The organism is Vibrio sp. GJ43-1, from assembly GCF_055808835.1.
Genome location: NZ_CM147885.1, coordinates 372330 through 391087, shown reverse-complemented (window position 1 = coordinate 391087; position 18758 = coordinate 372330). Strand labels below are relative to the sequence as shown.

18 protein-coding genes and 2 pseudogenes are annotated in these 18758 nt (G+C 44.3%); 7 read left to right on the top strand and 13 right to left on the bottom strand.

From position 1 onward, the window contains the following. Nucleotides 1-452 precede the first annotated feature (452 nt). Nucleotides 453-1526: a DUF3080 family protein gene (locus tag AC0L66_RS19075; RefSeq protein ID WP_473570423.1), complete on the top strand. Its 1074-nt coding sequence runs from the start codon at nt 453-455 to the stop codon at nt 1524-1526. A 112-nt stretch (nt 1527-1638) separates the two neighbouring features. Here the strand turns inward: AC0L66_RS19075 and AC0L66_RS19070 are convergent, their stop codons facing one another. Both AC0L66_RS19070 and AC0L66_RS19065 read right to left on the bottom strand, forming a co-directional pair. Further along, nucleotides 1639-2364 (bottom strand): nitroreductase family protein, encoded by a 726-nt coding sequence (locus AC0L66_RS19070; RefSeq protein WP_473570422.1) that lies wholly within the window; start codon nt 2362-2364, stop codon nt 1639-1641. A gap of 52 nt (nt 2365-2416) precedes the next feature. Next, nucleotides 2417-3475 carry an acyltransferase gene (locus AC0L66_RS19065; RefSeq protein WP_265676014.1) on the bottom strand — a complete coding sequence of 353 codons (1059 nt, stop codon included), beginning with the start codon at nt 3473-3475 and terminating at the stop codon, nt 2417-2419. Nucleotides 3476-3772: 297 nt separating this feature from the next. Here AC0L66_RS19065 and AC0L66_RS19060 point away from each other — a divergent pair, with 297 nt between their 5' ends. Next, nucleotides 3773-3940 carry a hypothetical protein gene (locus tag AC0L66_RS19060; protein WP_265676013.1) on the top strand — a complete coding sequence of 56 codons (168 nt, stop codon included), beginning with the start codon at nt 3773-3775 and terminating at the stop codon, nt 3938-3940. 125 nt (nt 3941-4065) lie between these two features. Here AC0L66_RS19060 and AC0L66_RS19055 read toward each other — a convergent pair whose 3' ends face one another. Next, complete coding sequence (locus tag AC0L66_RS19055) at nt 4066-4725, bottom strand: pyridoxamine 5'-phosphate oxidase family protein (protein ID WP_473570421.1); 660 nt, start codon at nt 4723-4725, stop codon at nt 4066-4068. A gap of 93 nt (nt 4726-4818) precedes the next feature. Between AC0L66_RS19055 and pdxR the strand changes: the two genes are divergently transcribed. After that, entirely contained in the window at nt 4819-6279 is a 1461-nt protein-coding gene (pdxR, locus tag AC0L66_RS19050; protein WP_473570419.1) for a MocR-like pyridoxine biosynthesis transcription factor PdxR, read from the top strand. Here the strand turns inward: pdxR and AC0L66_RS19045 are convergent. The 3 genes from AC0L66_RS19045 to AC0L66_RS19035 all read right to left on the bottom strand — a co-directional run bounded on the left by AC0L66_RS19045 (nt 6259) and on the right by AC0L66_RS19035 (nt 8753). Beyond that, complete coding sequence (locus AC0L66_RS19045) at nt 6259-6795, bottom strand: hydrolase (protein WP_265676010.1); 537 nt, start codon at nt 6793-6795, stop codon at nt 6259-6261. The two genes, pdxR and AC0L66_RS19045, sit on opposite strands and share 21 nt — an antisense overlap. 92 nt (nt 6796-6887) lie before the next feature. Beyond that, complete coding sequence (locus tag AC0L66_RS19040; protein WP_473570418.1) at nt 6888-7697, bottom strand: LysR family transcriptional regulator; 810 nt, start codon at nt 7695-7697, stop codon at nt 6888-6890. Nucleotides 7698-7742: 45 nt separating this feature from the next. Beyond that, the gene (locus AC0L66_RS19035) at nt 7743-8753 is read right to left on the bottom strand and encodes a linear amide C-N hydrolase (protein WP_473570417.1); all 1011 of its coding nucleotides are present in this window, start codon (nt 8751-8753) and stop codon (nt 7743-7745) included. A gap of 175 nt (nt 8754-8928) precedes the next feature. Here AC0L66_RS19035 and AC0L66_RS19030 point away from each other — a divergent pair. Next, nucleotides 8929-9362, top strand: a pseudogene (locus AC0L66_RS19030) (Mpo1 family 2-hydroxy fatty acid dioxygenase). Nucleotides 9363-9452: 90 nt separating this feature from the next. Here AC0L66_RS19030 and AC0L66_RS19025 read toward each other — a convergent pair. The 3 genes and pseudogenes from AC0L66_RS19025 to nhaD form a co-directional block, all read right to left on the bottom strand. After that, nucleotides 9453-10397 carry a hypothetical protein gene (locus tag AC0L66_RS19025; RefSeq protein ID WP_473570415.1) on the bottom strand — a complete coding sequence of 315 codons (945 nt, stop codon included), beginning with the start codon at nt 10395-10397 and terminating at the stop codon, nt 9453-9455. After that, entirely contained in the window at nt 10390-11016 is a 627-nt protein-coding gene (locus AC0L66_RS19020) for a hypothetical protein (RefSeq protein ID WP_473570413.1), read from the bottom strand. Before AC0L66_RS19020 ends, AC0L66_RS19025 begins: the two co-directional genes overlap by 8 nt. A 266-nt stretch (nt 11017-11282) precedes the next feature. Next, a pseudogene (nhaD, locus tag AC0L66_RS19015) lies at nt 11283-12741 on the bottom strand (sodium:proton antiporter NhaD). A gap of 169 nt (nt 12742-12910) precedes the next feature. Here nhaD and AC0L66_RS19010 point away from each other — a divergent pair. Next, complete coding sequence (locus AC0L66_RS19010) at nt 12911-13471, top strand: SPOR domain-containing protein (protein WP_473570411.1); 561 nt, start codon at nt 12911-12913, stop codon at nt 13469-13471. A gap of 42 nt (nt 13472-13513) precedes the next feature. On the opposite strand, the gene AC0L66_RS19005 is transcribed toward AC0L66_RS19010, so the two are convergent. The 4 genes from AC0L66_RS19005 to AC0L66_RS18990 form a co-directional block, all read right to left on the bottom strand. Further along, complete coding sequence (locus tag AC0L66_RS19005) at nt 13514-14380, bottom strand: glycerol kinase (protein ID WP_265676003.1); 867 nt, start codon at nt 14378-14380, stop codon at nt 13514-13516. 7 nt (nt 14381-14387) lie between these two features. Further along, a complete protein-coding gene (thiE, locus tag AC0L66_RS19000; protein WP_265676002.1) occupies nt 14388-15023 on the bottom strand; it encodes a thiamine phosphate synthase in 636 nt (211 codons plus the stop codon). A gap of 8 nt (nt 15024-15031) precedes the next feature. Then, entirely contained in the window at nt 15032-15823 is a 792-nt protein-coding gene (thiM, locus tag AC0L66_RS18995; protein WP_473570408.1) for a hydroxyethylthiazole kinase, read from the bottom strand. A 124-nt stretch (nt 15824-15947) separates the two neighbouring features. Next, nucleotides 15948-16844: an AEC family transporter gene (locus AC0L66_RS18990; protein ID WP_473570916.1), complete on the bottom strand. Its 897-nt coding sequence runs from the start codon at nt 16842-16844 to the stop codon at nt 15948-15950. 238 nt (nt 16845-17082) lie between these two features. Between AC0L66_RS18990 and AC0L66_RS18985 the strand changes: the two genes are divergently transcribed. Then, nucleotides 17083-17679: a TetR/AcrR family transcriptional regulator gene (locus tag AC0L66_RS18985; protein WP_265675999.1), complete on the top strand. Its 597-nt coding sequence runs from the start codon at nt 17083-17085 to the stop codon at nt 17677-17679. Nucleotides 17680-17762: 83 nt separating this feature from the next. Then, complete coding sequence (locus AC0L66_RS18980) at nt 17763-18632, top strand: alpha/beta fold hydrolase (protein WP_473570406.1); 870 nt, start codon at nt 17763-17765, stop codon at nt 18630-18632. Nucleotides 18633-18758: the final 126 nt, after the last annotated feature.

Below are 18758 nucleotides of genomic sequence, written 5' to 3'. Positions count from 1 at the left end.
AGGGAAACACTGAGGATAACAACACTAACGTGGGCATTCTAAGGCTTTACTTTTACTTGATGTTTCATTAATAACTCTGTTCAACAGAGCGAGACAAATCATACCCGACCCCTGTGGTAAGTAAAGCGTTATTTTGGTTTTTTCGAAATATATTTCACTATATTTTCTGGCGTTAATGCAGGATCTCATGTTTTTTGTTGGTTATTTGAATTTATGTGTTTGATTTAAATAAACGTTTTATGTTTGGGCAGTGCTCAATGACGCTTAGGTAGGCTGCGAAAAGATAGTCAATGTATTGTATTAACGAGCGATTAATTTTGATGTTCGTTGGAGTATACACTCTATATCTTGGAGGACATGTGGAACACACCAAGCAAAAAAATTGTGAGCGATTATGAGCGATAGTGGGCTAGTCTTACGTAATAATTGATATGTAGACCCTTGAGTGAAACATGGTGTTGTTGCCAAATTTAATGTCTTTGATATCGATAAAGCGCTGCGCGTTGCTTATTGTGAGTACGGTCAGTGTCGCTGGGTGCTTTCAATCGAATGCTCAAGGAGACCTCTTTAGTGATTATCAACATCGTATTGCCTCGGTGCAGCAGCAACCTGTTGCCATTGTCCCTGACGTTAGCTTGGTAAGCCTGCCCGATAAACGGGACATCTTTCTGACTATCCCTGTTACCACATTAGGCATCGTACAAACTTATCAGCTTCGCAAATGTGGACTGTTTGGGTTGGTTGCAGAAAAGAACTCGTCGCTTGGTAAGGTGCAAGATGAATTTCGGTATTTCGACTATCAACTACAGCTTATTGTAGGATTAGAGGCATGCCTAGCGTCAGACAGTATTGACAGTGATTTGAAGTCGGAACTACAAGCGATACTTGATAGTAAATATCACTACCTGCCGTACTATTTCTCTAACCTTGTGTTGTCCAGTGACGCAATGAGGTCTCAATTGAATAGCGATGGGTGGGTGGTGTTAAACGCTAGCCGAACAGCGGTTTATGTTCAACCAGCATTAGAAAAACTGAATCAAGTGTCGGATTACATACTTGGCGTCCAAGCGGGAACCTCATCAGCACTAGAGATGCCAGAGCCATTGATGGCGTATCAAGAAGTTCTAGAGAAGCAGCGCGTGGTTGGCAATCTGTTGTTTTCATTGAAAGCCAGCACGGCGTGGCTAAATGCAATCACCTTACAGCTGAAAGAACATGACTCAGGAATTGTTTGTGGACCCGGTAGAGATATGACTCGATTTCGTTATTTGGTTAATGTTTTTAACCAACAGTTCATCGCGAGAGTTCAGCCCTATTTGGCGTTCATAAGCTCCGAGTATCAAGTGATTGCACGGGATATTAGTGTTATTGATTCAGCGTTGCTCGCGGGTAATCATGACATGAGCCATTATCCGACGCATGCCATCTACCAACAATTTACCATCGCCACTCAGTCACACGTTAGGTACTGGAAAGCGCTGTTTCAGCGTTGTGGGAAAACACTGAATGAAGTTCGTAATTACTGATGATATCAAGACCCAAAAGGCGCTATGATGCGCCTGATTGATACACCTGCGTTGGCACTTTTTTGATTAAGTTTGTTGTCAGTGCTGAAGGCTATATGGCTACGATTAATTATCAATGCTCAAACACAACCTCAGTCATTGATACGCGGTGGCGCTCACCATAGACACCGTCATCAGCACGTACACCGCAGCTGATGATCATAGTGATTTCATGGCGTGGATCCATCCCAAGTAATTGTTTGGCACGATGTGAATCAAAGCCTTCCATTGGGCAGGTGTCATAGCCTTGCTCACGCATAGAGAGCATAAAAGTCATGGCCGCCAATGCGGCACTTTTGTGTAAGCACACACGAACATCTTCCTTACTCACCTCTCTTACCATAGGCTTGTTGCGCCCAATCCAAAAACTAAACAGCTTACGAGCAACGCCCCTAAGACCGAGTTTATCGTTGTTGTACAACGTAGGTATGAGCGAGTCGTAATATTTCAGCGCACGTTTGGTAGTGCTGTCTTCGCGACCAGCAAAAGCGGCGCGGACTGTTTCCGCGTTCATCTTTGCACGTTGCTGCCAAATATTAGGCGTTACTGTCACCACAATAAGTTCATTTGCAGTTTTCGCCGCATTTTGTCCCATGCAGATGTCAGCCAATTGGCGTCGTTTGTCTTCACTGATAACACGATGAAATGCCCACATTTGCATGTTGCTACTGTTTGGGCTGAGTGTCGCAAGTTCTAGCGCTTTCTTTACCGCGTCGTGGTCAAACTGGGCTTGGGTGTCGTATTTACGCACTGAACGTCGAGCGTTAAGGATGTCTTCTAGAGATGCGGGCTGAATCATAATAAAGTGACCATACGGGAAGTTTGGTCACTTTCTATCAGTTATTGATGGTCTATACAAGTTGCTTAGAGGAAGGTGGTTTAAGCTTTCTAAACGATGCTGTTGACAAAGGGGTCTTTTCTAAGAGGATGACGATCACTGGAGTGATAAGTAGCGTACCAATGAACACCAATGCATCTCGAGCCATAAACTCAACACCTAGTAACCCTGCTACGTTATTTAACCCAATGATGACGAGTAAGTGCACCACATACATAGGAAGCACCAGTTTCGCCAACGTATGGACAATAGGGTAATTTCCAAGCTGTGGTTGACTTTGTAGCCATAAAAACAGGCCTGTCGCCCAAAAAACAGTCCCAATCAAGAAGTCGTTACTATTAAATTCGTGACCTAACTGATGCAAATAAAAGGCTTCGGAATAGTGTAGAGCGATACCGAAAACCGCTAAAAGTATCGACTTTGAGGCTGATAACTTCCAATGATGACGTCGGATCTCAAATCCTATGGAGACCATTAAGAAACTAATAAACGGACCATTTCGCGTGAAAATCGCGGTTTCGTCGTGAGTAATGACCTGATAGCTACCAGCGATGAGGCCGTAGGTGTAAATGATGGCAGCAAAAGGAATAAGCAAGGTTCGGCAATGGTTATCCACAAACCATGCGATCATTAATACGGCTAAACATAACGAAGGCAAAAACCATAAGTGCACTAATCCACCCTCAAAAAGGGAGTTGAGTGGGTTCTGCATCAGGTAGTCCCAATATTGCTGGCGTTCAGCAAGGTAGCCAAATTCACTGACAGTGGCAAGGTTAAAAGGGATAACCAGATAGGTTACGCTCCATATTGCCCAAATGACCATAATCGGGTAGCTGTAGGCCCGTACCGTTCGGTAGGGACTCTCGTTAAGTTTTGGCTGTATCAAATAACCAGCAATGATAAAAAATAAAGGGACAGCGAAACGAGCAGCCTGGTTAGTGAGATAGTTGAACCAAGGTTCGTCATTCACCAAGCTGTGGGTTAAAAACAGCTGACAATGAATAGAGATCACCGCTATCAATGCAACAATTCTCGCCAACTCAAAACTACTCACGATTTTATTATTCGACACATAAGCCCCTTGTAAATAATGACAACGAAACGTTAACGCGTCTCGACTCGATTATCTCATGCGTTATATCAATCGTTATCGAGTTAGCTTGCAACTAAGTGTAACAATTAGGTGTAGACCGCATATTTACGTAATTTCAACGAGGCACAAACGGCGATTTTTTTTGGGTTAGCTCGATAATAGGCAGCCAAACAGCATAATCGTTTAGTTAATTTGAACGTTTATTATAAAAAGCTTGATATTATGAACGTTAAGGCTGGGTTAGCATTCAATGAACCATAACGCGAGGAGATGCATATGTGTAAGTTGGATGAAGGCTATGAAGATTTGATGTTTGAAATCGATGATTCAGATATAGAGATGCTGGGTTGGGATGACAAAGAATGGTGGTTCGAATTGATTGTATTTCTTCTTATTTTAGCGAGTGCGACGGTCATTGCACTGTTCCGTGTTATCAGCGAATAAAGTGGTGGATTTTGTCGTCGAACAAATAAGCGGAATTAAAAAAACGACACTATGTCTGTTGACTGATTTAGCTAGTGAGCCACTCATTGCTAAAATGGTCAACAGACACATTTACTTCCTGTAATTTAATCGTTATGCCAACGGCCACGATAGGCATGACTATAGTCTGGCTCATCAATCTGTGGATCTAATGCTTCACACGCTTCAAGTGGTCCAATTACGGTTCGATACGGTAAAACGCCCGCCCATGCTTTGATATTCATATCTGAAGCATCATCGTTTACGCCGTGACGACCGATTTTTACTGAAGCTTCATTCAATTCAATCGCTAATAAATCTGTGGCGGCGAGTTCTTTTTCGCTACTCAATCTCACTTCTTGTGTTCGACCAGGGGCAATATGTTCAATGAAGTGGTTTAAGATTCTATCTTTCTCATTGTTGTTTTCAATCGCCGTGAAGTTGCCAAAAACCATGGCGCTACGGTAGTGAGCGCTATGGTGAAAAGCAGAGCGAGCTAATACCCAGCCGTCAAAAAGTGTAAAGGTTAAACAGGTCGCTTGGCCGGATTTTAATGTTCGCAGTAGTTGACTGTTTTTCGCGCCGTGAATGTACACATGGTTGTTCAGCCGCCAGGCTAACATGGGAATGATCACGGGGCCGTGCTCATTCGTGATGGCGACATGGGCAATCAATGATTCATCAATGATATCGTACAGTGCTTGTTGCTCTAGCACGGCTTTATGACTGCCTTTTTTTATCTCAGTACGCTTAGTTTGTGACAACATCTAATTTCGCTCCCTAATCAATGTGATACCGTAAAAGTAATGAATATCTGGTACTGTTAAGAGTGCCAATTGATAAATAACTGTGGATCCAAAATGGCTGACATCGATACGGCGAACCTAGTTTTAGTGAATGAAGGGCATACACTTCAACAAGCACTATTTGAGCAGATTAGAGAAAAAATTTTGTGTGGTTCATGGCTGGCGGGAGCACGGTTACCTTCAACGCGAGCGTTAGCTTCGGAATTAAAAGTGAGCCGGAATACCGTCATATACACTTATGAACAGCTTCTGGCTGAAGGTTATTTGGTATCGAAAGCTAAATCTGGCTTTTTTGTTGCGGTGACGCCACCGGATCAGTTTTTGACGACGGTCTCGCCTATCTCACCAACGCCTCAAGGGACGAATAACTCACCAAGTAACCGTTTGTTTTCACCGGGTATCGCGGATCTTGCGCAGTTTCCAATTAAGCAATGGAACCGATATTTGCAGCGTCATGTCGGACGGTCTTCGTTATTGGGGAATCAGGATTTACAAGGGCTATTAGCGCTAAGAGAAGCTCTGGCGACTTACTTAACCAGTAGTCGCTCTGTTGAGTGTTGTGCCGACCAAATCATTGTCACGTCGGGTGCCCAGCAATCCATCGCCATTGCGTTGCTGGTGACACAATCTTCAAATGCTACCGCGCCTTTTTTAGTTGAGTACCCTGGATACCGACAAGTGGTCAAAGTGCTGGAGTTGTTCAATATTAAGCATGACTATGTGAAGGTGTCTGGTGGTTCGGGGCTTGATGTAGACACCGTTGTATCTCGTTCGGCAACTGGGGTTTATTTGACGCCGAGTAATCAATACCCGATGGGGTGTTCACTCAATACCGACCAGAGACTGCAGCTTATAGAGTGGGCGAAACGTGGTAAGCGGTGGATCATTGAAGATGACTATGACAGTGAGTTCCAGTTTGACAGTCGCCCTTTTCGAAGTATGCAAGGGCTGGCGGCTCAAGCAAACGCGGCTGACCAAGTCATCTATATTGGTTCGACAAGCAAAGTCATGTTCAATGCGTTGCGAATTGGCTATATGGTGGTACCAAAACATTTGGCGGCGAGATGCTTAGAAGTTAAAGATGCACTGTCGGGTGATACGCCATCTCACGTTCAAGCAGCGTTGGCTGATTTCATTACCGAGGGCGGATTAGTTCGGCATATTCGTAAAATGCGTCGTGTGTATGAAGCTAAGTTTCAGGTAATGACAGCATCGATTCAACAATATTTCGGCAGGGATTGGGTAGTGATATCTCAAGGCGCTGGGCTGCATATTACTGTCGAATGGCGTTCAAATGTAGATGAGGTGTTACTATCAACCCAAGCGGAGCAGGTAGGAATCGTGGTTCGGCCAATGCGTTTTTATCAGCCCGCACAAAACAAGATCATGCTGTCACGAGAGCCGCGTAACAGTGCGATTGTGCTTGGATTTGGCAATGCTTCGATGGATGACATTGCCCCAAGCGTGGAACGGCTATCAAAATTGTATTATGACTTACTTGATGAGCTTGAGTAAGGCTCTAAATTGTTCACCTTCTGCCGACTTTTGAAGTTCAAAAAGTGCCATTTCGGTGGAGGTCAATATCGCGCCAGCTTGCGCTAACCGCTGAATAGCGAGGGCTTTGTTTTCTGGCGTGCGTGAGGAGATGGCATCCGTGACAAGGTGGACGTTAAACCCTTGAGACATTAGATCCATTGCGCTTTGATACACACAAATGTGTGCTTCAATGCCTACAAGTAGAATGTGTTTTTTCGTTGGGTCGATTGCACGGCGAACAGCGGTACTTCCCCAAGCGCTGAAGCTGGTTTTGGCGATGGGCTTTCTGTCGGGGAGTTCTTGGCTTATCTCGTTGATTGTTCCTCCTAATTTATCCGGAATCTGCTCTATCCACACAATTGGCAGATCCATAAGCAGAGCGGCTTTGGTCATGGTATTTAAATGGCTAAAGAGGGCGTCCTTATCGTGCATGATTTGAGCAAGTTTGCCTTGTACATCGATAATCATTAATTGTGTGTGGTTTTGCTCTAACATGCTTACCTCTATTCTTTGTTGTCTCGATCCAATATGGCTTCAATTAACCAATGTCCAGCTTGACCTAGTCCACTTCGCCAAGACATCTCGACCTACCAAACCATCGCATTATCATAACGCCCGACATCCAGTTTTTTAACTAGACCAAGGTCTAGGTAAGGTTTAGCTAACTGTTCTGGGTATAACGTAAAACCGACCCCAAGCATGAGCAGATCATGCAGCTGGTAACTGCTTTGGTAGCGAATTATTTTAGGGCTGAATCGTAATGATTCAACCAACTCGGTCGTGGCGATTTCCCCTTCATTGGTGAGGATCTGTGGATATTGTTCTAAATCTTGTGGTGTCACTTCTCCTTTTAGCGCAGCAAGAGGGTGGTTCGGCGAGACTAAAAAGCACCATTCGATAGCATCGACAACGGCGTTATCGGTGCCTCTTATTGGATGAAGTTGAGCTGGTGCGATCATGATATCTGCGCCAGGTGTTTCTGAGTCCTCGGCTAACCCTTGGGTTTCAGCATCGATAAGGTTTAAGTCAACATCGGGAAACCGTTTTAGCATTTGCGAGATGATCTCCACAAAGCTAGGATAAAGCGTCATACTGTGAGTCGCGATGGTCAGCTGGGTTTCTTCACCTCGCTGTAGTGAGCGCGCTTTTTGTTCAATTGCAGTGATTCGGGGAATAATATCGAGTGCTTGGAAGTACAGGGATCGCCCCGCGGTCGTCAAAGATGGGCTTTTCCCTGCAACTCGTTCAAAAAGTATAACGCCTAGGTCCAGCTCCATAGATTGGACGGCTTGATTGACAGCGGACGCACTAACGCCCAGCTCTCGTGCGGCGGCGGAGAAGGAGCCGAGCTCCGCAATTGTTACCAAATAGTGTAGCCGTTCAGTCGTTAATAGCATGATAATCCTAGGCGAGAGAATGCGCTTAAAGTTTATACTGTAAACTTATTTGTTTAATTTTGCTCTAGGGTGTGAGCCCAAAATGACTTCTTTTGGTTGTTCATTATTGAACATATCAAAGTTATAGCGTTCTATTTGCCAAGTATCATAGCGGTCAACAACGATCTCTTTAGCATTTTGATCCGTGTAGATAGTCCAAAGTGTTGGAAAAACATCGTTAGCATAGGGGTCAAGCTGACTGTAGCCAGCAAAAACGGAGGCGCCTGCCGCCTTCATGCTATTTAAGGCTTGTGTGTTATCTGAGACATCTCGAGCGTACATGTCGTCTAATATCGCTTTTGCTCTAAGGCGACGATCGTAGGCGCGAATGGTTGATCCTGCTTCGGTTTGTTCTTTGTCTAAATTCATATGAAATGAGAACTCTGGATCATTTGAAAGGTACTGTGCGCTAGGTGCGGTGTTTACGTCACCGTGGTAAATCTTAATTTCACCGTCAATGAACTCAATGACAGCACTATCACCATGCGCATCAGTTAAGTGGTAATGAACTGGAGCGGGGATACATTCACCTTCGTGGTTAGGTAAATCACACACTAAATCCTGAATGACATCGATACCTGACAGGTCGTCGATAACGTCTTTTACGGACGCGAAGTTATCGACGGCATAGCTTGGAAACTTAGATGCTGCAACATCAGGAATGCCTTCTCGCTCCGGCGCCATTTTTGTGTAATCTAACCCAAGATAAAGAATTCGAGCAACGAGACCTTGATCGTTCATGGCTTCAGCAACAATTTGTGGGCCAAAGGACTTAATTTTTAATGCGGCATATTTTGAGTGAGCAGTTAACCCCTCCTTCGTATCGGCATAGCGAGTTTCAATACCGCTTCCTACACCTACAACGACGGCATCATCATGCCCAAACCAGTCCATGGTGCGCACTGAAAGGCTTGCTGAGCCGTGATTGTATATTGCCGACGTACAAGCCTGGCTGGTGGCAACCATGCCTGAAGATAATGTTGCGGTAAGTGCGAATGTTAATGCTATTTTTTTCATGAGAACCTCATAAGTGTTTGCTTAGGTTGCGTACTTTGTGAGGTCATAATAGGCCGTCGTTGTCATTAGGTTAAATTATCACCTGTAAGTTACGTTAACAGGTAGCCAGTTGGCGTAGAGTGAAATTATGATCTAGAGTAATAAGTCAATAAAAGTGACGAGACCAAGGAAGAGTATGAGATCGCTACAGCAATGGTTGGATGCTTATGGAGAAAGCCACCAAAACAACACAAATCGAAAGATTCATAAGGTGGCAGTGCCTGGGATCTATTTATCAATCGTTGGGATTATTTGGTCCTTACCTGTGTTGTCTTTAGGTGTGGTGCAAATTAACTGGATATGGTTCGTGATGATACCTGTGATGATGTTTTATGCCAGTTTGTCTAAACAAGTGTTGGTGCAGATGCTGCTTTTCACTCTCGCATGTTTAGCCGTTATATCGTTTTTGGCTTTGTATCAAGCGCCGATTTTTCTCTATCGATTATCCTCTTTATTGCATTATGGATTCTGCAGTTTTTAGGTCACCATATTGAAGGTAAAAAGCCCTCGTTTTTTGATGATATTCAGTTTTTGCTTATTGGGCCGATTTGGGTATTTCGCCAAAAATAAGGTTTAGCATCAGATTCGACAGGAATGTTTAATCAGAATCGTCAATGAACGAAGTTGGCCTCGCTGATATCGAGGCCAACACTTTAACGATTACTGAACCAAAGTGTCATGGTAATCCAGCAACGAATTCCCGCTAGTTTGTACCGAAAGATAGCTAGGTTGGTTAAAACCTGAATTATCGCCTTGCCAAGTAAGGTGCCCTAGCACCGACGTTAACTGCTCGCCAGAATCGATGGGGTCAAGGTAGGACAGCAAAGGTTCGGCTGATAGGTTCTGGCATTGAATCTTACTATTGTTGTTTCCTAAGTCGTTGAGGGTACAGTCAATGCCGTCAATGGGTTGCCATTGCCACAAGCGAGCGGGCGTTGCGAGTTGTACTGTGATTGAAAATGGTTGAAGAGAGGCAGCATAATAGGGGGAAACGACGCCTTCTAGCTGAACGTTACCTTGCATGGAGTCCCACCAAGTTAATGTCACGTGAGCGGTCGGTATATCGTCAACATTACTAGGGTCTGAAAAACCGAGAAATTCACTAAGGTTTGAGAATTGGTCGTTATCTAAATCCTCAGCACTGTCATCAATCAGAGGGTTGAGACCGAAAAACGCTTCGTAGCCATCCCACAGCTTGTCACCATCTTGATCACTAAAGTTAATCAATTTCGGATTGCTGAGTAGCCAAGATGGCATTATTTTGTCAAAAGAGAGTGTATTATCGTTATTATTTTTGATAACAATATGACTGGTCATTTCAAATTGATCTGGCATATCAGCGTTGGACTCTGTCTCATGATATTGCGCGGTGAGCAGCATAATATTATCGATAGCTGTAAATTGTAGCGTTCCTCCCGCAAGCACGAGTGGGGTCCCTAACACGTTGGGTAAATTTGAGTCTTGTTGAAAATACTTTAAATCTTTCGATGAAATATCAATGTATCCAGTGTCAGACAAAAAGACCTTACCAGAGTGGTTAGTATAATTGGTAAAGAAAATATTACTTGAATCAGGACAATATGCCGAACTCTTAACATCAACCAATATGGACTCTTCGCTTAGTATTCGTATTAACGCTGATATTACTTTCTTTGGTATGCTGACAAGAACCTAAATTGTTCTCCTTGATGGTGCCATCAATTTGAGTATAACGACCATCAGGTTGGGTGATTTTAAAGTTGGCGTATGAGGTGCTCATGGTGACTGGTTGCATGAGCTGTATATTGGATTCATACACATTGATTTGTAATGTGCCATCGAAGATAACACCGCTCCCATCAAGGTCACATTGCTGATAGTGTTGAATGTGATAACCCGTTTGAGTGAGAGAGTTAATATGCGTCGTAGTTGTACCTGTGCCAGTGGCACAGTTAAGTGCTTGGTCTACTTGATTTAAAGGGGCGATAGCACGTTGCGAAGCATAGGTGGTGACATTAGGTGTCCATGATGAATTGTTGAAAAGTAATGTATTACTGAGCGTAGCAGACAGTTTTTCCGGTGTAATTTTTTTGGCCTGATCCATATTACCTTGGTAGATTGGCGCTGTGTTTAAGGATGGAAAACTTTGGCTGTGACTTGTGCTTGCATCATTGCTTCCTCCGCCACCACAGGCGGTAAGTACGCTCACTGCGATTGATGCGAAAATATAAGCGTTAATATTCATTCTTGTATCCAATATTGATATATAAGTTTTTAAATTTGAAAGGACTAATAAAATTAATGCTATTAATAGCCGTTTCAGATCGCGAAGGGGGAGTTACACCTACTCTATATTGGTAGGTTTATATTTTCATAGGAAAGAAATATTATATTAATGAAGGGTATACAGAACGTGATTATATTCGCGTTTATAAAATAGTGTGTAAGTTAATATTCTGATGATTAATAAATAAAAGCGAGAACGATTTTCATCGTTCTCGCCCTGTTCTGTTAGAATAAATGGCCATTTAAACTAAGGTGGAGCAAGATACTTGCCGCATAACCAAGAGCAATAACGGGAGCCCATTTTAAATGGCCAAAGAAGGTATATTTTCCATGAGCTGCGCCCATTAAGGCAACCCCAGCCGCCGATCCAATAGAGAGTAAGCTGCCGCCTACCCCGGCTGTTAAGGTGACTAATAACCAGTTGCCCATTGAAAGCTCTGGGCTCATTGTCAGTACGGCAAACATCACAGGAATGTTGTCGACAATGGCAGAGAGTATACCTACCATGACGTTAGCCCAGATAGGATCCCATTGGGTGTACATGATTTCAGACACCACACCTAGGTAACCAAGTAGGCTCAATCCTCCAACACACATCACCACGCCATAGAAAAATAGCAAGGTATCCCACTCGGCATGGGATACTCGGCGAAATACATCAAAAGGCACAATTGAACCTAAGCGCTTAAGTGCCATTTCATCATTATTGGCTATGGCCATTGCTTTCTTTTTAGCAATCGAGCGGGGCAGAGTTCGGCGTAGGAAAAACCCAAAAAACTGTAAATAGGCAAGTCCCATCATCATTCCCATCACTGGTGGAAAATGCAGTACTGCGTGGAACGCGACAGCGGTCGCGATGGTGAGTACAAACAGACCGACAATCCTTAGTGCACCACGTTTTAGCTCGATACGTTCGTGCACCGCGTCGGGTTGAGTCTTGGGAACAAAGAAAGACATAATGATAGCGGGGATAAGATAGTTAACAACAGAAGGTAGAAAGAGTGGCATAAACTCAGAAAAGGAGACATGCCCTGCTTGCCACACCATTAACGTGGTTATATCGCCAAATGGGCTAAACGCTCCGCCAGCGTTGGCGGCGATAACAATGTTGATACAAGCAATGTTGACAAATTTTAGATTACTTCCGCCCACTTTAAGCACGACGGCGCACATCAATAGAGCGGTAGTTAAGTTATCGGCAATAGGGGAGATAAAAAAAGATAGGATGCTTATTAACCAAAACAACGTTCGAAAATTGAATCCTTTTCCCACCATCCAAGACTGAAGGGCATCGAACAATCGCCTTTCTTCCATTGCCGATATGTAAGTCATGGCGACCAATAGGAACAATAGCAGCTCTGCGTATTCAAGCAGGTTGTGCTCTAAAGCCGCTTTCGCGATTTCGACTTGATCGAATTCTTTGTAAACAAATCCGATGATGATCCAAATAAGACCTGCGGCGAGCAAGACGGGTTTGGATTTTCGTAGTTGCAGGTATTCCTCCATCATCACCAAGGTATAGGCGAGCCCAAAAATAATAAGTGCGGCGTAGCCGCATGGTCGATTGGGTCAGGTTTAGTGGCGCAGTGGAGGTGGTAGCGGAAGCAAGGGCGGAGGTAGAAAAAAGAGTGCTGGCAACTAAAAAGAGTAGAAAACAAAAGGGTCGTTGACGCGTCTTAATCATGTTTTGATCCTTCAAAAGCAAATAAAATCAGTCATTAACATTAATTACACGATATTTTAAAATGAAATCAACAAAATCGTTGTGAGCTAACTCTTATCTAAAGAAAACGCTGCTCATTTTTTGACAACCTTCTCTTCTCATCTAGTCTCTTAAAGAATAAGGAGAGAATATGTCACCTAAAGGATTGATACTGCTTCTATTATTGTTTGTTACCAACACAGCTAGCGCGGACGCTAAGGACTGCTATGTTGTCACTAATGCGGACGAATCCGGCCAATCTGCTGTTCCTACGCTAAATGCTGAGTGCCCGATTGGGAAAGGGATTTGGGGAGGTGCAAAAATACAACCTGAACTGCAGACATATTGGATTCAGTGTGGCTTCTTTCGCTCTTCTATTAGCGTAGACGACTGGAAGCAGCTGCAGCAACGACTTGATAAACCTGTATGGGTTAAGCCAGAAAAAGAAGGCTTGCGCTGTTTAATTGGACCATACGATGGTTATAGCCAAGCTAAAGTGGGGCAATCTGCAGTACAGGCTCTACCTGGCTACAAAGATGCATTTCTGCGAGCTTTACCTCAAGGTATTAGTGTTAAAACGGTGCACTCCAGTAAACCACTATCGCCTGATAGAAAATACGAGACTCCGCCAGCGAATGCAAAGTGGCAAATGACCACACCTTATATGATCGCTGGTGAGCATGCTCGGCAAGATTGCTTGTGCTTTTTTTAAAAAATAGCGATGCAATGTAGTGTTGGGATGGACACCATTACACTAGTAAGCACGGATCCCAAACGGTCTAAGTTTTAGCGGTAGTATTGTATCGAGCTGCTCTAACTCTTCAGGGAAAATTTCAATAAGATCAAACTCATGGTCGTGATAGAGCTGGCGAGTTTTTTCAATCGTCTTAGTATCGACAGGGCCGTTATCGGTGCCCCAAAACTGAATGTAAACTTTGCCCTGTGGTAGGTAGAAGTCGCTAATTACATCGGTGTCGATCGGAAGTTGGCGCTGATAGGCGTGTAGAACGCTGCCCATATAAAGCCAGTTATCAATGATGAGTTCGCCTTTGGATTGAACATAATGGCCATCTAAAGTGCGGTGTTTGGCTGAGAACTTTTGTTTAAACCGAGAAAAAGAACGGTCGGTTGATTGATTATCTGCGTCACTGCCTTTGAATTCCCCCACCGATTGCTTCAGCCGCTTATTGCGAAGCAGGCTAGGGTGCCAAAGGACAAATGTGGCATCTTTCACCGAGTCGATACGCTGAAATGCGCCCGCTCTTAATCCGCTCTGTGTTACCAGCCATTGCTGCCCTTCTCGCTTAATCCAACCTAATTCGCTTAGCAGCAAGTTGATTTTTTTGGCTGGCATTGAAAAGTACTCGCCAATTTGAGTCGCGCTTAAGTGGGCGTCTGAAATGAGAGTGTCATCAATAATGAGGTTTGTTGGCCAGACAATAAAACGACCGTATTTTTCACTCTCTCTGTACTCTCCACCAAAGCGAAAGCCAATGTCAGTAAGTAGCCACTTCGACTCATGCCAAGAGAGGTAGCCCGCTTGCTTTAAGGTTGTGAATAGATCTTTGGCAACCATGTCTCGGTGTTTCGCTAATGCGGATGTGGAGAGTTTATCGTTCATTGTGATCCTAGAGTTGTGGTGGATGAGCCAATAACCGTGTTAACTCACGGGCAGCTTGTTGCGGAGAGCTCGCATGGCTAATGGCAGACACCAGAGCAATACCATGAACGCCAGTTTGGGCGATGGCAGAGATGTTTGTCTTGTTAATACCACCAATGGCGACAATCGGTAGTGTCGTTTGGTTGAGGGCATTTTCGAGGCCAACTAGTCCCCATTGTTTTTTAATATTACTTTTGGTCGCGGTCGCAAAGATTGCGCTTAACCCAATATAATCAATCGGTAGGTTGTTAGCGTGTTTAAGCTGCTGCTCATTTTCAATAGATAGCCCGAGTAGTTTGTTTGGTCCGAGTAACTGACGTGCGAGTTCGACAGGCATATCGGACTGCCCCAAGTGAACCCCATCGGCGTTAATCGCTAACGCGACATCAACGCGGTCGTTAATGATTAAAGGCACGTTCGAGCCTTCTAACACTTGCTTTATCGCCGCCGCCTTGTTGATAAAGGCGCGTATATCATGATGCTTTTCTCGTACTTGCACCATGGTTACGCCACCTTGAACCGCTTGTTCAACAACCTTGAGCTGAGTTTGAAGATCCTGCTGCTCATCAGTGACGAGGTAGAGACGATAAGGATTTAGCGGCATGTTTATTCCTAGATTTCGTTGATACTTAATCGTTCAGAGAGTGTCTTGGCATCAAGTTGATACAAGGCATCGAGTAAATTGAGTTGCAGCGAACCTGGACCATTTGATTGCTCGGCTGCGATCTCGCCTGCCACACCAAATACGGCGGCAGCAGCAGCACCAGTGTGATCACCAACCGCAGCAAAAGCGCCTGTTACAGCAGAGAGTGAACAACCCATAGCAGTCACGTAAGGCATCATTTCATGGCCATTGTTCAAAGCGATGGTGGAATTAGGGCTAACGATGTAATCCGTTTTGCCTGAAATCACCACACTGCATTGGTAGGCATCAACTAGGGATTTAGCGGCATTAAGTGCAGCCTCACTACTATCCAATGCGTCAACACCCTTGTTGTGACCTTGCTCACCCGCCATGGCAATGATTTCTGACGCATTGCCGCGAATGATGAGATATTTTGCCGCTTCTGCAAGTTGACGAGCTGTGGACGTTCTTAACTGGCTTGCCCCGCAGCCAACCGGATCGAGGACAACCGTTTTGTCGTGTAAATTGGCCTGTTCGACAGCAAAAAACATACCCGGTCGCCATACACTGTCAATGGTGCCAATATTGATGACCAGTGCGCCAGCAAACGCCATCATCTCAGCCATCTCTTGCTTAGAATGCGCCATGATAGGAGAAGCACCGACAGCAAGAAGTGCATTGGCAGTGTTGTTCATAGCAACGAAATTAGTAATGTTAACCACAAGCGGTTTATTTTCACGCACTTGTTGTAGGTACTCGACAATTTTGCTTTTGTTCATTATTCGTCATTTTTTATGGTATGAGGTGGCAAGTATTCTAGCAGAGTGCGGTTGGTTTGCTATGCAATTTAGTTGAATCCGGTATGGTTGCTGGAGAGCTGTTTTGTTGTATTGATGGTTGGTATTAAAGCAGACCGAACGACGATAAAATTACAATACCTAACGTACATGTGATGGCCGATAACACCGTTGTGAAGGCAATGATATTAGCGGCGAGTGCAGAATTATTCCCCATTGCTCGTGCCATGACATAGCTAGCGGCAGCAACAGGAGACGCGTTCATGAAGAAGATAATCCCCATTTCGATGCCCTTAAAGCCCATTAGATAGGCGGCAAGGGTAATGCTGATTGGCGCCAATAGAAGCTTATAACTGGTCGCAAACCATGACGCAGCTTGTTCATTTTTCATTGAGTTAAGGTTTAGCGATCCCCCTGTACACAGTAGAGCCAATGGTAACGTCATACGGGCGAAGTAGTTTCCGGCATCCACTGCTATCTCAGGCACTGGTATGGAGAGACTATAGAATACGATGCCAAATACAATGGCGATGATGAGCGGGTTTTTGGTGAGTGTTCTAAGCATGACTTTTCCCGCTTTTGTTCCAGATGCTTCTGAGCGAGGTGTCAGGCAGATAACGGCTTGGACGTTATATAGAAATGTAGTGGCGGCAACATATAGCGCGGCGAGAGCAACTCCTTGGTCACCGTAGGCATTTGCCACGTAGGCTAGCCCAATAATAGCGGTGTTAGAGCGAAATCCACCTTGAATAATCACGCCTTTGTCAGGTGAGTTTCGAAACCAATAATTAACAGAGAGTGTCGTAAAAACAAAAAACAAGATGCTGGCAATGAGCCCAAAGCCAACAAATTGGCTAGCGGCAGAAAAGTCATGCTTAGCGGTCACTATGCTGAGAAATAACATGGCAGGCAGTGTGACTTGAAAAACCAGCTTTGAAGCAACATCGATAAAATTTTCGTTGATCAAACCAATGCGCTTGAAGATGACACCAAGAATAAGCATCAAACAAATTGGTCCGGTTATTGATAAGGAAAATGCAGCTGCTCCATAAGAACGTTCATAACTCAATCCATGTTAGGTAAGGGACGTTGGTGCGGCTATTCTAAGCGGCTATTTAAGAGGTAATAGTGTCCCATAGGTAGACCGACAATTAAACGTGTGTTGATAAATATAATAACGGTCTGTTGATAAATAGCACGACCGTGCTAAATTAAAGGCAATGATTCGACATGAGGTAAAAATGAGTAAGGGCAAACTAACCAAAGAACATATTCTTTGTCAGGCTTTTGAATTGGCAAGCCGAGAGGGATTAGAGAGCCTAACTATTGGCGAGCTTGCCAAGCAGTGTGGCCTGTCAAAAAGTGGTTTGTTTTCGCATTTTAACTCGAAGACGAATCTACAAGTTGCCGTAGTAGAATACGCTGAAGTTACGTTTCAGTCGCGTGTGATTGGTCCGGTTAGAGCCTGCGAATACCAACACATTCGGCTGAAAATTAATCACTTAATTGATAATTGGATAAGCTGGAACCAGTCGTTTCAAGGAAGCTGCATGTTTATTGATGCATGGCGTGATAGCCAGCAGGATGATTTGCAATCGGCATTGCGTAGTACGATTCATCGCTGGATAAACTACTTAACGATTCAAATTGAAAAAGGAATGGTAAGCGGTGAATTTAAAGCGGATTTGGATCCAAAGCAGGCAACGTTTGAACTCTACGGGCAGTACCTGAGTGCTCATGTGTTTTATTCACTTGTCGGTGAGCAGGAGAGCAGCCAGCGTTTTAGTAAAAGCGTTGAACGTCTGATGGATTCTTGGATGGATGATTCGAGAAATTAAATGGTTCAGAGGTTAATCATTCACGGAAAAACATTTACCACAAAAAAGCACGATCGTACGAATCGAGAGAAAGGAAGTGAGTCATGAGCGACAAAATCTATTTCAACACATCAAAAAAATTTAGTTTTAAGAAGCGACTGGTCAATCTTACCACTCGCACGCATCATAAATTGGCACCAAACCATGCGAAAAATATCGCGAAAAAGTTGTTGTTAACGCCAGTGCGATCTAAGCCAAAAAATACTCAACCTGATGGGTTGGTTGTCGCGGATGTTGTCACGCCTGAAGGGGTTCTAAAAACGTATCGTTTGGGTCAGGGACCTGTGTGGATTTTGACGCATGGCTGGTCTGGTACGGCCAGCCAGTTTTTCCCTTTGATGGCGCATATTGCCCAGCAAGGCTTTACAGCGTTGGCGTATGATCATCCAGCCCATGGGGAAAGTGAAGGACAGTATGGGCACATTCCTGCGTTCGTTGGTGGCTTAGAAGGACTCTTGGATAGTGAAGACGACGTTGCTGGTTTAGTTGGGCATAGTATGGGGACCGCTGCGGCGCTAGAGTGCAAACATGCCAAGCTGGTGGATAAGCCTTTGTTACTCATTGCCCCTGTGCTGGATTATGTCGATAATTTATTTGGTAGTGTTGCTCGTTCGGGTTACTCAATGCGCCTTTTTGAAGCAGTTGTCGGGGATATAGAAGATCAGTATCGCTATCCAATTCAGTCCATTGACCCCTTTCAAAAGTTGTCACGCCGTCAAGCCGAGACCATCATTGTTCATGATGAGAAGGACAAGTTTACTAAGTACGACGTGTCAGAAAAGGCGTCAAAAGAAATGGAACGAGTCACTTTGGTGACGACTCAAGGGCAGGGGCATGGTCGAGTGATGCAATGCCAGGAAGCAAAAGATAGCTTCAACCGATTACTGATTAATATGCCTGCGCATATGTCGTGAACCCGAATAGACTCGTGCTCATAAAAATGCACGGGATAGTGCCTTAGGGTAAGTTGTTGCAATTATATCCATATTGTTGATGTGGTTAACAGATTGATAAATTTGTATTATGCGCTTGATTGGCTA

What these genes read in the sequence shown, in the direction of transcription:
- AC0L66_RS19075 (WP_473570423.1), top strand. Translation starts at nt 453, where the DNA reads ATGGTGTTGTTGCCAAATTTAATGTCTTTGATATCGATAAAGCGCTGC.
- AC0L66_RS19070 (WP_473570422.1), bottom strand. Translation starts at nt 2,364, where the DNA reads ATGATTCAGCCCGCATCTCTAGAAGACATCCTTAACGCTCGACGTTCA.
- AC0L66_RS19060 (WP_265676013.1), top strand. Translation starts at nt 3,773, where the DNA reads ATGTGTAAGTTGGATGAAGGCTATGAAGATTTGATGTTTGAAATCGAT.
- AC0L66_RS19055 (WP_473570421.1), bottom strand. Translation starts at nt 4,725, where the DNA reads ATGTTGTCACAAACTAAGCGTACTGAGATAAAAAAAGGCAGTCATAAA.
- pdxR (WP_473570419.1), top strand. Translation starts at nt 4,819, where the DNA reads ATGGCTGACATCGATACGGCGAACCTAGTTTTAGTGAATGAAGGGCAT.
- AC0L66_RS19045 (WP_265676010.1), bottom strand. Translation starts at nt 6,795, where the DNA reads ATGTTAGAGCAAAACCACACACAATTAATGATTATCGATGTACAAGGC.
- AC0L66_RS19040 (WP_473570418.1), bottom strand. Translation starts at nt 7,697, where the DNA reads ATGCTATTAACGACTGAACGGCTACACTATTTGGTAACAATTGCGGAG.
- AC0L66_RS19035 (WP_473570417.1), bottom strand. Translation starts at nt 8,753, where the DNA reads ATGAAAAAAATAGCATTAACATTCGCACTTACCGCAACATTATCTTCA.
- AC0L66_RS19020 (WP_473570413.1), bottom strand. Translation starts at nt 11,016, where the DNA reads ATGAATATTAACGCTTATATTTTCGCATCAATCGCAGTGAGCGTACTT.
- AC0L66_RS19010 (WP_473570411.1), top strand. Translation starts at nt 12,911, where the DNA reads ATGTCACCTAAAGGATTGATACTGCTTCTATTATTGTTTGTTACCAAC.
- AC0L66_RS19005 (WP_265676003.1), bottom strand. Translation starts at nt 14,380, where the DNA reads ATGAACGATAAACTCTCCACATCCGCATTAGCGAAACACCGAGACATG.
- thiE (WP_265676002.1), bottom strand. Translation starts at nt 15,023, where the DNA reads ATGCCGCTAAATCCTTATCGTCTCTACCTCGTCACTGATGAGCAGCAG.
- thiM (WP_473570408.1), bottom strand. Translation starts at nt 15,823, where the DNA reads ATGAACAAAAGCAAAATTGTCGAGTACCTACAACAAGTGCGTGAAAAT.
- AC0L66_RS18990 (WP_473570916.1), bottom strand. Translation starts at nt 16,844, where the DNA reads ATGCTTATTCTTGGTGTCATCTTCAAGCGCATTGGTTTGATCAACGAA.
- AC0L66_RS18985 (WP_265675999.1), top strand. Translation starts at nt 17,083, where the DNA reads ATGAGTAAGGGCAAACTAACCAAAGAACATATTCTTTGTCAGGCTTTT.
- AC0L66_RS18980 (WP_473570406.1), top strand. Translation starts at nt 17,763, where the DNA reads ATGAGCGACAAAATCTATTTCAACACATCAAAAAAATTTAGTTTTAAG.